The sequence below is a fragment of the Cytobacillus firmus genome (genome assembly GCF_023612095.1).
Taxonomy (GTDB): Bacteria; Bacillota; Bacilli; order Bacillales; family Cytobacillaceae; genus Cytobacillus.
The window spans coordinates 2,340,950-2,357,370 of sequence record NZ_CP086235.1 but is presented as its reverse complement, the minus strand read 5'-3'; the positions used below and the strand labels follow the sequence as shown (position 1 = coordinate 2,357,370).

The 16,421-nt window shown below is 37.9% G+C and carries 12 protein-coding genes; 3 read left to right on the top strand and 9 right to left on the bottom strand.

From position 1 onward, the window contains the following. The first annotated feature begins 259 nt into the window (after positions 1-259). Positions 260-2,026: an SLC13 family permease gene (locus LLY41_RS11930; RefSeq protein WP_304585464.1), complete on the top strand. Its 1,767-nt coding sequence runs from the start codon at positions 260-262 to the stop codon at positions 2,024-2,026. Between the two features lie 104 nt (positions 2,027-2,130). Here LLY41_RS11930 and LLY41_RS11925 read toward each other — a convergent pair whose 3' ends face one another. Genes LLY41_RS11925 through LLY41_RS11910 form a run of 4 tightly spaced genes read right to left on the bottom strand, consistent with a single transcriptional unit; the run spans position 2,131 to position 6,953 of the window. Next, positions 2,131-2,787, bottom strand: coding sequence for a class I SAM-dependent methyltransferase (locus LLY41_RS11925; protein WP_304585463.1), 657 nt, complete (start codon positions 2,785-2,787; stop codon positions 2,131-2,133). A 27-nt stretch (positions 2,788-2,814) separates the two neighbouring features. After that, on the bottom strand, positions 2,815-5,124 hold the full coding sequence (locus LLY41_RS11920) for a glycosyltransferase (protein ID WP_304585462.1): 2,310 nt from the start codon (positions 5,122-5,124) through the stop codon (positions 2,815-2,817). A gap of 4 nt (positions 5,125-5,128) precedes the next feature. After that, the gene (locus LLY41_RS11915; RefSeq protein WP_095242951.1) at positions 5,129-5,875 is read right to left on the bottom strand and encodes a sulfotransferase family 2 domain-containing protein; all 747 of its coding nucleotides are present in this window, start codon (positions 5,873-5,875) and stop codon (positions 5,129-5,131) included. Between the two features lie 52 nt (positions 5,876-5,927). Beyond that, the gene (locus LLY41_RS11910; protein ID WP_304585461.1) at positions 5,928-6,953 is read right to left on the bottom strand and encodes a mannose-1-phosphate guanylyltransferase; all 1,026 of its coding nucleotides are present in this window, start codon (positions 6,951-6,953) and stop codon (positions 5,928-5,930) included. 349 nt (positions 6,954-7,302) lie between these two features. Between LLY41_RS11910 and cysC the strand changes: the two genes are divergently transcribed. Both cysC and sat read left to right on the top strand, forming a co-directional pair. Continuing rightward, positions 7,303-7,947 (top strand): adenylyl-sulfate kinase, encoded by a 645-nt coding sequence (gene cysC, locus LLY41_RS11905; protein WP_095242953.1) that lies wholly within the window; start codon positions 7,303-7,305, stop codon positions 7,945-7,947. After that, on the top strand, positions 7,947-9,083 hold the full coding sequence (sat, locus tag LLY41_RS11900) for a sulfate adenylyltransferase (protein ID WP_304585460.1): 1,137 nt from the start codon (positions 7,947-7,949) through the stop codon (positions 9,081-9,083). Before cysC ends, sat begins: the two co-directional genes overlap by 1 nt. 31 nt (positions 9,084-9,114) lie before the next feature. On the opposite strand, the gene LLY41_RS11895 is transcribed toward sat, so the two are convergent. The 5 genes from LLY41_RS11895 to LLY41_RS11875 all read right to left on the bottom strand — a co-directional run bounded on the left by LLY41_RS11895 (position 9,115) and on the right by LLY41_RS11875 (position 16,405). Next, positions 9,115-9,909 (bottom strand): PHP domain-containing protein, encoded by a 795-nt coding sequence (locus LLY41_RS11895; protein WP_304585459.1) that lies wholly within the window; start codon positions 9,907-9,909, stop codon positions 9,115-9,117. A 16-nt stretch (positions 9,910-9,925) separates the two neighbouring features. Next, positions 9,926-11,662 (bottom strand): phospho-sugar mutase, encoded by a 1,737-nt coding sequence (locus LLY41_RS11890; protein ID WP_304585458.1) that lies wholly within the window; start codon positions 11,660-11,662, stop codon positions 9,926-9,928. A 532-nt stretch (positions 11,663-12,194) separates the two neighbouring features. Then, positions 12,195-13,565, bottom strand: coding sequence for an aldehyde dehydrogenase (locus LLY41_RS11885; protein ID WP_304585457.1), 1,371 nt, complete (start codon positions 13,563-13,565; stop codon positions 12,195-12,197). 117 nt (positions 13,566-13,682) lie between these two features. Beyond that, positions 13,683-15,212, bottom strand: coding sequence for an AbgT family transporter (locus LLY41_RS11880; RefSeq protein WP_304585456.1), 1,530 nt, complete (start codon positions 15,210-15,212; stop codon positions 13,683-13,685). After that, positions 15,212-16,405 carry a M20 family metallopeptidase gene (locus tag LLY41_RS11875; RefSeq protein ID WP_304585455.1) on the bottom strand — a complete coding sequence of 398 codons (1,194 nt, stop codon included), beginning with the start codon at positions 16,403-16,405 and terminating at the stop codon, positions 15,212-15,214. The genes LLY41_RS11880 and LLY41_RS11875 overlap by 1 nt, the downstream gene beginning before the upstream one ends. Positions 16,406-16,421 lie beyond the last annotated feature (16 nt).

The following is a 16,421-nucleotide window of genomic DNA, read 5'->3' as shown; positions in this document are numbered from 1 at the left end:
TGCTGATTCTGCCACTTAAAGATTTATTCAAAAAGTTAGTTTTTCTAAAGGACCTACCTGTCTAAGTTACTTTATGTATTTATGTCCTTTTTGTTATAGGCAACTCCATTAATTCCTGTCCAAAATATTTGGCAAGACGCTAAAATTTTCTCCGAGAATGTGAATTCTTTGAAAAACGAGGCGAATAACTACGCAAAAATGAAATTATCACATAGGTATAATATGATTACTTATTTGGAATTGTCAGGAGAGATATCATATGAATATCGATGCAATTATTCTATGCATCATTCTTTCTATCATGTTCTTGGGCCTTATTAAGGAATGGTTTGCAGCAGAGTTTATGGTTTTTCTTACACTGGCTGTTCTTATATTTGCGGGAGTTACAACTCCATCTGAAGCATTAAAAGGTTTTGCAAACCCGGCAGTCCATACTGTTGCGTTTCTTTTTATTGTAGGAGCAGCAGTATCCAAGAGCGGAATATTGCACTCAATAATTCAAAAAATATTAAGCAAAAGCAAATCAATACAGTATATATTGTTTCGCTTGATGGTGCCAACAACTGCCATATCTGCGTTTATGAATAACACTCCAATTGTAACGATGTTAATCCCCGTCCTTCAGAAATGGGCAATTGCAAATGGGGTAAAACCTTCTAAACTGCTTATTCCCTTATCCTATGCTGCTATTTTGGGAGGAACTATTACTCTTATAGGAACATCAACAAATCTAGTTGTTCAGGGATTATTAACCGAAAAAGGCCTAAGCGGGTTTAATATGTTTGATTTTGCCTATATTGGCATACCTCTTACGGTTGCGGGAATTATATATTTTACAGCAATAGGTCATCGGCTTTTGCCTGAAAGAGCACATAATAGTGAGTTATTCCAAGATGGAAAGCTGCCCGTTATCCACAAATTTAGTGTCGAAGAAAATTCCACATTAATTGGAAAAAACATAATTGATGCCATGCTGCGCAATCTGGAACAATTATTTTTAATTGAAATAATCCGGAGCGGGAAATCTATTATTCCTGCACCAAATGATGAAACGATTCAGGAAGGGGATATTCTTGTTTTCTCAGGAAACCCTGAAGGATTATTAAAGGTCAGCAATATTATTGGATTAAGACACATTTCGGGGGACAGATGGAAAAATCATAGTAACCTCCCAGCTACCTTTTTAGAAGTAGGTATTTCAGATAAATCTCCTTTATTAAATATAAAAGTTAAAGAAAGCAAATTTCGGTCAAGGTATAATGCAGCCATTGTAGCCATTAAAAGAAATGGGAAATTTACCACTTCAGGTATTGGAAGTTTTGTTTTAAAAAAGGGAGATATTCTTTTATTGCTGGCCAATCACGATTTTTTAAGAACATGGACGAATGCTGAAGATTTCTATTTTATCTCCCCTATAGAAAATAAACATAGTAATACAAAAAAGGAAAAAGTTGTGGTCATTTTGATTCTTATAGGAATCATTTTTTCTTCGGCATTTCAGCTGATGTCCATATTCAGCCTGGCATTAATTTCAGCGCTGACCGTGATCCTAACAAAAATTATTACGGTTAATGAAGCAAAAAAATCCATTAACTGGAGTGTCATCATTATTATGGGGAGCTCTATTGGAATTGGGAACACAATTGAATCTACTGGTCTGGCAAAATTTATAGCTTCTTTTTTAACAATGTTTCAGTCGTTTACAGGCATAATAGGAATTCTATTTTTATTCTATCTTGTTACCTTAATTATGACTGAACTCCTAAATAATCTTGCTACAGCTGCCATTATGTTTCCTATTGGCTACACCGTTGCACTTCAGTCCGGTTTAGATCCAAAGATGCTTGCAATGCTTACAGCCATATCCGCTTCATGCAGTTTTCTGACTCCAATAGGCTACCAAACCAATTTGCTGGTATATGGTCCAGGAGGCTATAGATTTTCAGACTTCTTTAAAGCAGGACTCCCTTTGAGTTTGATATGCATGATTCTATCTGTTTTTATTGCCTATTGGGTTTGGATTTAAAATCAGATTTTAAAAGGGATAAACATGAATTGGAAGTTATTAATTGGGATAAACAAAATGACCCCGGTACAATACCGGGGTCATTTTATTAGCCGAATATGCGTTTATATATCATTTTTACTAACTTTTTTTTTGAAAATACGAATAATGTCATCTAAAACTTCGAAAGTCAATTCTGGATTTTTTTTGTAAACAAACTCTTTTAATTCTTTGATTGTCGGATAGCCATTAAGAACAGGATTAGGTCCTATAAAACAGCGGGCATCATCAATTAAAATTACATGTTCCTTGCAATAATGATTAAATATTTGCTCCAGCTCCTGCATGATAGGTGTATCCAGCTCCCCCCTTGCAGTATAATTTGTGTTAGGAATGTAGTGTCCGTCCAACCAAAATAAGCAGGGTTCATGTATATCATTAAGGACGTCCGTTAAGATTTTCCCACTATCACCATGCAGGATTTCTACATTAGGTTCATGAAAAAATTTTTGTTTTGCTTCTTCATATAACTTTAAATCTAATTCAATAGAAATTATCTTATCAAAACAATTTTCCACAGCAACAATCATATCGCCATGGAAGGTTCCGGTTTCAACCAAGATATTTTTATTGAATATCCTTCCATATTCTTTTACAGCTTCTACTCTTTTGGAATAAGGTTTATCTTCATTTTTCCAGAAATTAATAATATCTAATTCTGATAATCCGGGTGGTACTTCCAGCTTTTCTCTCCAATATTTTCTTAGTTCTTTAGGATTCATGACAGATACTCCTATGGTTTAAATTTTTTAATCCAACAATTTTTTAATTTGATTTACATACGCAGAGACAGAATGATAGTTTGCTATATAATTTCTAGCGTTTTCTCCAAGGCTTAATCTTTTCTGTTTATTATTATATAGGGATAAAAGATTATTAAATAAAACATCCTCTATTCCCTCTTTAACTGGTATTTTTATTAATACGTCATTAGGAAATTCAGAAAAGCTATCAATATTAGTTACTATTACTGGTTTTCCATATGATAATAATTCTAGTAAAGTTAAGGAGGTTTCTCCATTTGTAGGGAACCTAATATTAATCCCTATATCGGTATTTGCTAAATATTCACTGTATATTTTATCGTTAACATAACCCGTAAAAGTTACATGGTCATTCAAATTAAATTGACTAACCATTTCTTTTAATTTTATTAAATATTGCGGGTCATATTTACCGATTATATTTAAATGAAATTTTCTAAACCCTCGTTCAAATAACCTTCTCGCACTTTTTATTATTATCTCAATATTTCGATTTGAACTCACATGACTAAAACACGATAATACCAACTTATCTTCCATATTACTTTTCTCAATTAAAGATGGTAAATGTGTCGGCAGATTAAGCACTTCAACATTATTGATGCCCTTTTTAGATAGAATTCTTTTAGAATGCTCATTATGAACAATTATTAGTTTTGAATTGTTAATAAAGTGTTTATTAACAATTATTTTCTCGAACCTTCCATCTTTTGAACCACTCGTAACCTTTCTGATAATTCTAAAGGCCTCATTTCTTTTATAATCGTCCATTAAGATTCTTAGATAACCCTTCTTGTCCCCTTTAGCTAAAGTAATAGCATTTGTTAGGCCATGTAAATTCAAGTCATGTAAAATTATTACCCCTTTATACTTTTGCATATAAGGTAGCATATAAGCATGATATAAACTATTTCCCATTTGATAAATAATATGGGAATATTCGTTTTTCTTTTCCTCGAATGTGCTGTGATTATAGATATTAATATTTTTATTGTGAGAGATATTCTTTTCGGGTATATACCCTTCATCGATAAATATAGATATATCATAATGTTTTGACAGCTCATCCAATATATTTTTAAAATAAATGGATATACCAGATTCTAAAGGAGGCAGAGGTGAAAAGACAGCAACTTTTTTCCTTGATTTGTCATTTTCTGCAGAAACTATATTTGGAAGGAACTTTTCTTCTGTATTATTTTTTAACGGGAAACTCATTAAACTCTGCATTACTAGGTTAGAAGTTTTGTTCCAGTTGAATCGGGAGGAGTGGATTATACCTTTTCTTCGTAACTTATTTTGTAATTTTTTATTTATTAAAAGCTCCATTAACCCATTTGAGATTTTGACTGCGTTATTAGGGTCCACTTTATATGCTGCATCAGAGGCGATCTCATCCAAGGAAGAATTATTTGAGGTTAAAACCGGTAATCCACAAGCCATTGCTTCTAATACTGGAAAACCTAAGCCTTCATATAATGATGGAAATGCAAATGCTTCAGCTAAATTATATAATAATACTAAATCCATATTAGGAATGTAACCAGTTAGAATAATGTCATTATTATTAATTCCCTTACTTGCGGCATAATTGTAAAGTTGCTGTTTTTCTTGTTCATTAGCAGCACATACAATGACAAGTTGATACCCCCATGCTAATTTACGATTTACAGTGGCAAAGGAGTTAATTAGGAGATTCAAATTTTTCCTGAAGTCTATACCGCCAGTACATAGAACATATGGTTTTGTAATCTTATATTTTTTCATTATTCCCTGCTTATTTATTTTAGGCACAACTCTAAACTGTCGATCTACCCCTCCGTATATAACTTTAATTTTATCTGGATTAATATTTGCCAAACGAACCGCATCTTTTTTTGTATGTTCTGAGATGGCAAAGATGATATCACAAGATTTTATAAAGTCTAGAATTCTCAAATATCTTTCTTTCAAATGTGGGGAGTTCAAATAGGCGTTTGGATAAATTAATGGAATTAAATCATATAATATTACAGCTGCCTTTGTATTTCCATACAATGTTTTATCTAACATATCAATGTTAAAAAACTCAAATGGACTAGTTAAAAGGAATATATCAATCTTATTTGTTTTTATAAATTCCCTTACTTCCGCCTTTAAATTCTCTTCGCTATCATTCTGGTGTGGAAAAAAATCAAAATAAAAATGTCCTGGATAATTTTTAACAATAGTACTTATTAAATTGTCACAGTATCTTCCAATTCCTCTGTATTTCGAATTTTTTAAAGTATAGGATCTATCAAAGGCAATGTTCATCTTATCATCCCCTTGTTTGACATCTTATCAAAAACTTTTCCAATTCTTTTTTTTCGAGAGGGCCTAATTGTTCAATCTTTTCATTTAATGATCTTTTAGCAAAATTATATAATTCAATGTCAAATTTGTTCTTATCTTCAATCTGTTTGATTATATGGGCAGAGATGTTCTCCCGTTTAGGTCTATTTTCTGTTACGTTAATTCTTTTGAAATCTTGAATATTCCAATTGAACTGTTTACTCATTAAAAACAGAGATTCATTGAACATTTCTGTGATTCCAGCAATTGAGAAATGCTCCTTTAAATTTTTTTGTGCCAGCATCAAATCTCGAGAAGTCGATCCGGAAATTACTCGAGTTTGCAGATTTGAAATTTGCCACTGAATTTCTTCACAATTAACAAATTGTTCTATATTCATCTTTATTACCTTTGAATACAAAGGATGTTCCTTTGACCTTCTTATAAAATAATAATCAGAAATTACTCTTTCTACAGGATCTCGTAATAGTGTAATATAGGAACATTGCTTTTCGCTGAACCGATGAATTCCAAAATCGAAGTGTCCCAAAACACATTTTATATTATGATGATTTAATCTCCGTTCAAACTCTGACTTGATTGCTGGTTTATCTAAGAAATCTAAAATGGCTATTTCTTCAGGCTGGTACTGTTTCTTAATAATTGATCTTAAAGTGGAACCTCCAGTTTTAAGAATGTGGACTAAAACAACTATTTTTTCTTTCTTGTGCATTACTGTACCTCCACTCTTTCCTCAAATGTAAAATACGTGTTTCAATTAAAAGTCATTTATCATGTCTAGCTTGAATTTCTTTTAGCACTTGTTTGACTTTATCTTCATGAGATTTATGACATACCAACAAACCATCTTCTGTTGAAGCAATGATTAGATCCTCGACACCAATAACTATTGCTTTACGATCAAAAGAGTTAATTACACAATTATTTGCAGACAAAAGATGAATATCGCCCTGAACTAAATTTTCGTTATCTTTTGGTCTTTTTAGCCGTTCCCATGCACTCCAATTACCTACATCATCCCATTCCATATTCACTGGGAGGGTAAAGATATTATCGGCTTTCTCTAAAATGGCATAATCTATTGATATTTTTGGAACTTCCGAATATACGGTTTTTAAGTTTTCACCGGATTTGGTCAGTTTTCCCCAAATACCAGGCTGGAATTTTTTCATATAATATTCAATCGTTTCTGGTTTCCAAATAAATATACCGCTGTTCCAAAATATATTTTTTTTCTTAAATAAATCTTTTGCCGTTCTTAAATCTGGTTTCTCTATAAATCTTTCAACTTTTAATACCTTCTTTTCATTAACTTCTTCCTCTACTTGGATATATCCATACCCTGTTTCAGGCCGAGTTGGTGTTATACCTAAGGTCACTATTGCATGGCTGTTAGCTGCAATATTTTCTGCTAAGGAAAAGATTTCAGGGAATTGACTGTCTTCAGGAATAAAATGGTCGGCAGGTACTGCTGCGAAAGCTTCATTATCGTTATTCTTCAAAAAATGCAATGCTGCCAAAGCCATACACGGCCCTGTATCTCTTGTAGCAGGTTCTATTATGATCTGTTCGCTGTTTATTAAAGGAATTTGGTCCTTTACTAAATGCAGATACTCTTCGGTTGTTACTATAAAAATTTTTTCAGCAGGAAGATACTTAAGAAATCGGCTATATGTTTGCTGGAGCATTGATTCTTTAGACATTAACGGTAAAAATTGTTTAGGTTTATCCTTTACACTCCATGGCCAAAAACGTGTTCCCTGTCCTCCTGCCATAATTACTACTTTCAATGCAATTCACCTCCGCAATCGTCCCATTACTGATACACATACTCTATTTTATGTAAATGGACTTGTTATGCATGGAGGGATGACTATTTTTACGAATTTGTGTTATTGTCCAGCTTTTAAAAACCTATTATTCTCTTAATTTTGTTAAGAATAATGCAGATAATTCCCATTAAAGGGGCGTTTATTATGTACAGGCTTGTTAGTTTTACATATTCATATAATGTGAATTAAGTTAGCGGGCTATCTGCTTTTATGAACAACTATAGTTTTCGCCTTTTGCCTGCTAGAACCCATTCTTTAAAACACAGTCTATGTGAGGTTTCTTAAGCAGCCCTTGAGTGAAAGGAGAATGTTCATTTTGAAAAATTTTGATGCAAGTAAAAACATTACCTGGCATCAATCTGTCATTACAAAAGAAGACAGACAGAAATTACATGGCCATAAAAGTGTAATGATTTGGTTTACCGGGCTGTCGGGGTCAGGGAAGTCAACAATTGCAAATGCTTTGCAGTATGAACTTTATAAAAAAGGCATAAGCGTTTATTTACTTGATGGTGATAATCTGCGTCATGGAATAAACAAAAATCTTACTTTCTCGGAAAGTGACCGTAAAGAAAACATCAGGAGAACAGCAGAAGCTGGAAAGCTTTTTGTGGATGCTGGAATTGTGGTTCTTGCTGCTCTTATTTCTCCTTTTGAGCAGGATCGTAAAATGGCCAGGGAGATAGCAGGAGACGAAGAGTTTATAGAAGTATTTGTTAAATGTCCGATTGATGAATGTGAAAGCCGTGACCCTAAAGGATTATACAAGAGAGCAAGAACAGGTGAAATTAAACAATTTACCGGTATTGATCAGCCTTATGAAGAGCCAACTTCTCCAGAAATTATAATTGATTCAAGCAAGGTAAACGTTAAAGAAGCTGTGAACATCCTTCTTTCCTATCTTTATAAAAATATGGTTCTTCCAATACAGCCTAATGGAGGTGAGATCTGATGACACTTAGCCTTCCACACGGGGGAGCATTAATAAATCGAATGGATTTAAAGTATGAAGCATCAGAAGTTATACAGGAAATTGGAATTGATGCCATGGCTCTTTCCGATCTTGAACTAATTGCCAATGGAGCCTATAGTCCACTGACCGGCTTTCTGGGAAAAGAAGATTATGAATCTGTCATCAAAGATATGCGGTTATCAAATGGATTGATCTGGAGCATTCCGATCACCCTTCCTGTTGAGAAAAAAACGGCCGATAGGCTGAAAATTGGAGAAAAAGTAAAACTGAAACATAATGATGTTGTTTATGGAATATTAGAGCTTCACGAAAAATATGAGCCAGATAAGCTGCTTGAAGCAAGTCATGTTTATCAAACGATCGACAGGAAACATCCAGGAGTAAATAAATTATTAAACCGCCCAATAGTAAATTTAGCAGGACCAATTATCCTGACGAAAGTTCCACCGAAAAGCACCGAATTTGCACATTATTATAAAACCCCGCTTGAAACAAGAAAGCAATTTGAGAAAAATAATTGGAAAACGGTGGTTGGCTTCCAAACAAGAAATCCTGTTCACCGGGCACACGAATATATACAAAAAACAGCACTGGAAACAGTCGATGGATTGTTCCTGAATCCATTAGTAGGAGAAACAAAGTCTGATGATATCCCTGCGAATATTAGAATGGAAAGCTATGAAGCCCTGTTAAATAACTATTATCCTCAAGACAGAGTATTTTTAGCTGTTTTCCCGGCTGCCATGAGATATGCAGGTCCCAAGGAAGCCATTTTCCATGCTCTTGTCCGTAAAAATTATGGATGTACTCATTTCATTGTTGGGCGTGACCATGCAGGAGTAGGTGATTACTATGGCACTTATGACGCACAAAAGATCTTTGCCCATTTTAGTGCCGAAGAAATGGGAATTGCCATTTTGCCTTTTGAACACAGCTTTTATTGCAAACGGTGCGGGAATATGGCTTCAAGCAAGACTTGTCCACATTCAAAGCAAGATCATTTGCATCTTTCGGGTACAAAAGTCAGGGAAATGCTGAGAAATGGAAACACTCCTCCTCCGCAATTTACCCGTCCGGAAGTGGCTGAAATTCTTATTAAAGGATTGAAACAATAAAGGAGCTGTTCGAAATGGAACAGCTCCTTTTTTATGCTTGAAACCCAAACTCTCCAAGGGAATGCTCCTCATTATGATAATCAGATCCTCCTGTTATTTTCTTACAATATTTACCTGCTAATGCTTTATAGCGGGCAGAGTCTTTGAGAGTTTGTTTCCGGTGCCATACTTCAATACCGTCGACTGGGAGCTTTAAAAGCTCCTCAACAATGGTGTCATCACCGACAAGGACCGGATGAGCGATTACAGCCATTCCGCCAGCCTGGTGGATCAGCAAAATCCCTTCTTCCGGCGATAATACCATTTTGTCAACAGCACATGGTTTGCCATCAGCCAAATAACGGTCAAAAACCTCCTGAACATTCCCTGCGTACCCTTTTTCTACTACTGCTGCAGCAATATGGGGACGTGCAATCACGTCTCCCTTGCTATACTTTTGAACATCCTTATCTGTAATCGTCATTCCTAACTCGCAGAACCTCTCAATAATGATTTGCGCACGGTTTTTGCGGTGATCCTGAATTTTTTGAAGTGTATTCAGCAAGGGTTCTGACCAATTAATCCCGTAACCTAATATATCTATATTTCTCCCTTTATATTTCGTGCTTAACTCGATCCCCGGAATAACTTTTACTCCATACCTTAGGCCCGCATCTGTGGCTTCTTGAATTCCATGCAAGGTATCATGATCAGTGACAGCAATAGTGGTAATCCCCTTGGATGCAGCCATCATCACTATTTCTGCTGGTGAAAGGACCCCGTCAGATGCAGTTGTATGCACGTGAAGATCGAAATTGCCTTTTTTAATGATTTCTTCTAAATCCATTTCACATTCACCTCTCTTAATCTTTGATTATGGTCCTTACCAGATCCATTACTCCCATTTCAAGCTGATTTATTGTTTGTTCACTGCTAGTCATTGATGAGCCTTTAACAGAGAAATAAAACTTTATTTTCGGTTCCGTTCCTGAAGGACGGATTGTGAACCAGGAATTATCGGAGAGGAAAAATTTAAGAACATTCGATTTTGGAAGAACTAATCCCTCTTCCTTGCCGGTTAATAAATTTACGCGTGTACTGGATTGGTAGTCTTCTATATAAGTAACGCTCACTTTCTCTATTTTTTCCGGCGGGTTTGTTCTGAAGAAATTAAGAATATCCGCAATTTTCTCAGTGCCTTCCTTTCCCTTAAAGGTAAGAGACTTTAGGGACTCCCGGTAGAAACCATATTGTTTATATATATCCGTTAAAGCTTCATACAAGGTTTTGCCAATTGACTTATAATAAGCCGCTGCTTCCGCAGCAAACACGGCTGCCTGTACAGCATCCTTGTCACGGACAAAGTCACCAATTAAATAACCATAGCTTTCTTCGTATCCAAATTGAAATAGATAGTCTTCGTTTCTTTCAAATTCCTTGATTCTTTCACCAATGTATTTAAAGCCAGTCAGTGTATCAATTGTTGTGATGCCGAAACCATCTGCAATAGCTCTGCCAATTTCCGATGTAACGATTGTTTTTATAACAGCCCCATTAGCTGGAAGAGAACCTTGCTTCTGTTTTTGACTTAATAAATAATGGAGCATTATAGCGCCGAGCTGATTGCCTGTTAAAATTTCATAATTCCCCTGTTCATTTTTAGCGGCAACACCCAGCCTGTCTGCATCAGGATCTGTGGCCATTAAAATATCTGCATCCAATTGTATGCCGTACCGGATGGCCATCTCGAAAGCTGCATGCTCTTCGGGATTTGGGGATGCTACGGTACTAAATTCGGAATCTGGCATTTCCTGCTCTTTTACTAGGGTAACATTCCTAAACCCAAAAGCTTGCAGCCCTTTGCAAACTAGCTTTTTTGCTGTACCATGCAGTGGTGAGAACACGATCTTAAGGTTCTTGACTGCCCTATTTTCCATTTCACTGTTCAGATGGATTGTTTTAAGTTTTTCAAGATAAGCATGATCTATATCTTCGCCTATAAAAGTTAACAGATTACTGCTTTGAAGATCTTTTTCTTCCATCACCTTTATATAGAGTCCGTCCTCAATATTATTGATGAAATCCGTTATTTGTGCTGCTGCAAATGGAGTGATTTGTCCGCCATCTTCACCATAAACTTTAAAACCGTTATATTCTGGCGGATTATGACTTGCAGTAATGACAACTCCTGCAAATGCGTTTAAATAGCGGACAGCGAAAGATAATTCAGGGGTCGGTCTAAGTTCTTGAAACAAATATACTTTTATCCCTTGAAAACCAACTGTTTTTGCAACCTCAAGGGCAAACTCCTTCGATTTTCGGCGGCAATCATAGGCGATGGCTATGCCCCGTTTTTTTGCTGCCTCTCCATGCTGGGAGATGTAATCGGCAAGTCCCTTTGCTGCTTTGCGGACAGTGTAAATATTCATTCTGTTGGTGCCCGGTCCCAGCTCGCCGCGGATGCCCCCCGTACCGAATTCTAAATCTTTATAGAAGCAATCTTCCATTGTCTTCCGGTCCATATCCTGGAGGGTTTTTTGTAATTCGCTGTCTAAATCTTTATGCGACAGCCATTTTTCAGCATTTATTATCCACTTCACGGTCCAATGTTCCCCCTTCTTTATATTTTCTCTGGATAGTATATGAATTAAAATCTGGAATGGCTGTCCCATGGCCTATAAAATTTTGAATGGAAGAAGCGAATTTTCTGTTAGGAGAGGGGCGAAAAGAAGTAAAGGGACGGATGTTTAACTGAACGAAGGAGTCGGCATCCATTTTTATGGATGGGCTGAATTGTTTAAGACCCTCACACCGAAAGAATATTAAAAGAGAATAAAAGATTAATAAGCGTTTATACCAAAACGAAGACTTGAGCATACTATATGGCGTGGAAGGAATTTTCTTCCGCGCCATATTCATGTTCGTGCTGCTGGGACATATACTAAAGTTAAAAAGGGCTGATTTCATTGAAAAAACTGACCAAGAAAGTGAAAAATGTAAACTTCCCCACCTTCTCTCTTTCCCCATACACCAAAAACCTTTCAAAAAAAACCGATGCCGCCATACAGAATTTAAATAAGGAACTCAAGCCTCCGAAAAACAATGCTTAGAACTGCTCTGTAAATGAGAGGGTTATTTTATAAAAAACTTCACCTTTTTTAAAGCATCCTTTGTAGTCGGATACCGGAATGGCAGATCAAATCTGGTGGTTTGCTTCAGTATGCTTTTTTCATGGGAAAAGACATCAAAGCTGCCCTTTCCGTGATAAGCGCCAATCCCGCTCTCCCCCACGCCGCCGAAAGGCAGATATGGTGAACTCAAATGATAAACGGTATCATTGATGCATCCCCCACCAAAGGAAATGCTGCTTAGAATCTGGCTTTGGATACCTTCACTTTCTGTAAAGATATATAGGGCCAAAGGTTTCGGTCGTGCTGTAACTTCTCCAATCATTTTGGACAAGTCTTCATATTCGAGCACGGGGAGAATCGGCCCGAATATTTCATCCTGCATAACCTCATCATTCCAGGTTATATTGCCGAGAACAGTCGGTTCGATGCTTAATGAGCTTAAATCATGCCTGCCTCCGTGAATAGTAGTGCCATTGGTTAAAAATTTAGTGAGACGGCTGAAATGTTTTTCACTGACGATCCGGGTGAAATGGCCGGATGCAATCGGATTTTCTCCATAAAGCTCCTGTATGGCCTGCTTTAATTCTTTAAGAAATTCCTCTTTTACTCTGCTGTGAACATAAAGATAATCAGGAGCAACACATGTCTGGCCGGCATTAATGTACTTTCCCCATGCTATTCTCTTCGCAGCAAGCTTCAGGTTGGCATCTTCATGTACGATGCACGGACTCTTACCGCCAAGTTCCAGCGTTACCGGTGTAAGATTTTTCGAAGCGGCTTCCATAATGATTTTTCCAACAGGGACACTGCCTGTGAAGAAAATATAGTCCAGCTTTTCATTTAAAAGCGCTGTGCTTGTTTCTGCGTCGCCTTCAACAACTGTTATATACTCTTGAGGAAAATGGCTGCTGATCAACTTTGACAGCAATGCGGAAGTTTGAGGTGTTAATTCTGATGGCTTCAGAATCGCGCAGTTTCCTGCAGCGATCGCTCCAATCAGTGGTGCAATCGCCAGCTGGAAAGGATAATTCCAGGGCGCTATGATAAGCGCAACACCGTATGCCTCCGGATAGATATAGCTTTTTGAACCGATCTGTGCAAGCGACGACTTCACCTTTCTTGGCTTCGCCCATTTTTTCAGGTGCTTCATGGTAAAGCGGATCTCTTCAAGCAGAATTCCGATTTCGGTTAAATAGGCATCGAATTCACTTTTATTGAGATCAGCCTTTAACGCATCCATTAATTCCTGCTCATGCTGTTTTATGACTGTACGCAGCTTGCTGAGGGCTTCCAGTCTGAATGAGACATCCTTTGTTTTACCAGTGTTGAAGAAGCTTCTTTGTTTTTGAATCAGATCGCCGTAATTTTCCATGGAATACCTCCAAATGGGGTTTTGTTTATGGATATAGTATCATTTTGGCGGGTGTAAATACATAAATAGGTATGCTATTCAACATAAAAAACACCCGGGTTTCCCCGGGTGGAAGCTTTACAGATGGATCGGTCCCTCTGGCCCCACTGGTATACCCAGCAGATACCAGACGATAATCAGCAGGATCCAGAAAATCCCGAAGAATATGGTGTAAGGGAAAAGGGCTGAAATCAATGTCCCCAATCCCATATTTTTGTCATACTTTTTCGCAAAAGATAGTAACAAAACAAGATACGGAAGCATTGGCGTAATCGGATTCGTAATGGAATCTCCGACACGGTACAGTGCCTGTGTGAAAGCCGGATGGTAATCAAGGAACATGAACATCGGGACGAAAATCGGTGCAAGGATTGCCCATTTTGCTGATGCACTTCCAATTAGTATATTGATAGAGCTTACAAATAAAATAAACACAATGAATAAAGGAACTCCGGTAAATCCGACAGATTCCAGAAAATCGGCTCCTTTAATGGCGATGATTGGCCCAAGATTGGAATCAGCGAAATATGCAAGGAATTGTGCTGAAGCAAAAACCAGAACAATGTATGGTCCCATTGTACTCATTGCTTTTCCGGTCATTTCACCGAAGTCCTTGGACGTTTTGATCGTGCCTGCTCCCATTCCATAGAATAATCCAGGCAGCAGGAAGAAGATGGTCAATAAGGGAACAATTCCATCCATTAAAGGGGAACCTTCAATGATGGAGCCTGTTTCCGGATTTCTCAGGATTCCGTTTTCCGGAAGGACCATGGCCAGGACTGCAGCAAGGAAAACAGCTGCCGAAATTCCGGCCCACTTAAGCCCGCGGCTTTCTTCTTTTGAAACAGTTGTCGTCATGGCGTCCATTTCTCCTGAATACTTGCCAAAACGCGGAATGGTAAATTTGTACGTTACCCAGGTGGAAACAGCCAGTAAGAAAAAGGTAGAAACGGCTATAAAGTAATAATTCATTGCCGGATTGGCTTTATAATCAGGATTTACGGTTTGTGCACCTGATTCCGTGAAGCCGGCCGCCAGTGTATCTGTCATCCCAATCATCAGGTTGGCAGAAAACGCACCCGTTGTAGATGCATAAGCGACAATCAGGCCGACCATAGGATGGTAGCCAAACGCCATAAGAACGGCTGCTGCTATTGGCGGCAATACTACCTGGGTTGCATCTGCTGCAACATTACCGACAATAGCGATTAAAATGATGCTTGGGATAATGATTTTTTTCGGTGTGGCAACAACCGAACGTTTCATCAGCGTATCGAAAAAACCACTCTGTTCAGCAAGACCTACACCGATCATCATCACTAATACCATTCCAAGCGGAGGAAATTCGCTGAAGTTTGTTACCATGCCGGTTATGATATCAACAAGCCCTGCTCCGTCCAGGAGGTTATTCGCCACTACGGTCTCCCCTGTTACCGGATGGGTTGCGGATAATTTGAATAACCCCGCGATAAAGGATGCCCCAAGGATAATTCCGCATAGGATAAAAAACAGGACAATGGGGTCTGGAAGCTTATTTCCTGCGTATTCAATCGAATCGAGCATCCGATCAAAAAATGTCTTTTTCTCTTTTCTGCTGTTCTGTGCCATCAAACCCCTCCTTTTCTGGTTCCAGATAAAGTAAGAGCAGATAGCACATGAAATTTCAAACCATCCTTCATTGACTCTTCATCAAGATCAAATTTAGGGTGGTGGTGCGGGAAGGTAATTCCTTTCTGATCATTCCCTGCACCAATCATGATATAGCACCCGGGCCTAACCTCGCTGAAAGCGGAAAAATCTTCTCCGCCCAGCATGGGGTCAATATTTTCAATTACACGGTCCGTAAAATATGTTTCTAGTACATTAGTAACTTCTTTCGTTAATTCTGCGTTATTTACAACAGGGTTGTAGCCATATGTATATTCAACCTTTGCTTCTGCTCCATGTGCGCGGGCAATCCCTTCAGCTGTTTCGCTGATTCGTTTTTTAACCAGCTCACGGGTTGTGTTGTCAAGCACTCTGACTGATCCACCAATTTCCACAGTATCAGGGATGACGTTAAATGCTTCTCCTCCATGGAATCTGGTAACAGACACAACTGCAGAATCAAGAGGGCCAACAGAACGGGCAACAATGTGATTTAAACCCGACACAATTTGGGCTCCTGCGGCTACCGGATCAACCGTCAGTTCCGGTGTTGACGCATGTCCTCCCTTTCCCTGAACAGTAATTTTGAAAATATCACTGGCAGAGGTAATGGCGCCATCTCTTATGCCGATTGTACCAAATGGAATCGTTGCCATTAGATGCAGGCCTACTACTTGATCGATGCCTTCCATCACACCGGCAGCAACCATTTCCCGTGCTCCTCCCGGAGGAAGCTCTTCAGCATGCTGAAAAATAAATACGATTTCCCCGCTGAGATTTTCTTTTTCTTCTGTTAGCATTTTAGCTGCTCCGAGAAGCATGCTGGTGTGAGCATCATGTCCGCATGCATGCATGACACCCGTATTTTTAGAGGCATATGGCAAGCCTGTATTTTCTGCAATTGGCAATGCATCCATATCAGCACGCAACGCTATTACTTTACCAGGCTTAGATCCTTTTAATCTCGCAAGCACACTTGTTTCAGTCGGCCGCGATAATTCAAGACCTCCAAAACTTTCAAGTTTTTCATAAACATAATTTGCCGTATGTACTTCCTGAAAGGATAATTCCGGATTTTCATGAAGATAGCGCCGCCACTCGATGACTTCGCTGTATACTTCATCAACTTTTGTTAGTATCTTGCTGACATCCATCTGTTTCACTCCTATA

Bases quoted from the DNA above. Each gene is read 5' to 3' on its own strand.
- LLY41_RS11930 (WP_304585464.1), top strand. From the start codon at position 260: ATGAATATCGATGCAATTATTCTATGCATCATTCTTTCTATCATGTTC.
- LLY41_RS11925 (WP_304585463.1), bottom strand. From the start codon at position 2,787: ATGAATCCTAAAGAACTAAGAAAATATTGGAGAGAAAAGCTGGAAGTA.
- LLY41_RS11920 (WP_304585462.1), bottom strand. From the start codon at position 5,124: ATGAACATTGCCTTTGATAGATCCTATACTTTAAAAAATTCGAAATAC.
- LLY41_RS11915 (WP_095242951.1), bottom strand. From the start codon at position 5,875: ATGCACAAGAAAGAAAAAATAGTTGTTTTAGTCCACATTCTTAAAACT.
- cysC (WP_095242953.1), top strand. From the start codon at position 7,303: ATGTTCATTTTGAAAAATTTTGATGCAAGTAAAAACATTACCTGGCAT.
- sat (WP_304585460.1), top strand. From the start codon at position 7,947: ATGACACTTAGCCTTCCACACGGGGGAGCATTAATAAATCGAATGGAT.
- LLY41_RS11895 (WP_304585459.1), bottom strand. From the start codon at position 9,909: ATGGATTTAGAAGAAATCATTAAAAAAGGCAATTTCGATCTTCACGTG.
- LLY41_RS11885 (WP_304585457.1), bottom strand. From the start codon at position 13,565: ATGGAAAATTACGGCGATCTGATTCAAAAACAAAGAAGCTTCTTCAAC.
- LLY41_RS11880 (WP_304585456.1), bottom strand. From the start codon at position 15,212: ATGGCACAGAACAGCAGAAAAGAGAAAAAGACATTTTTTGATCGGATG.
- LLY41_RS11875 (WP_304585455.1), bottom strand. From the start codon at position 16,405: ATGGATGTCAGCAAGATACTAACAAAAGTTGATGAAGTATACAGCGAA.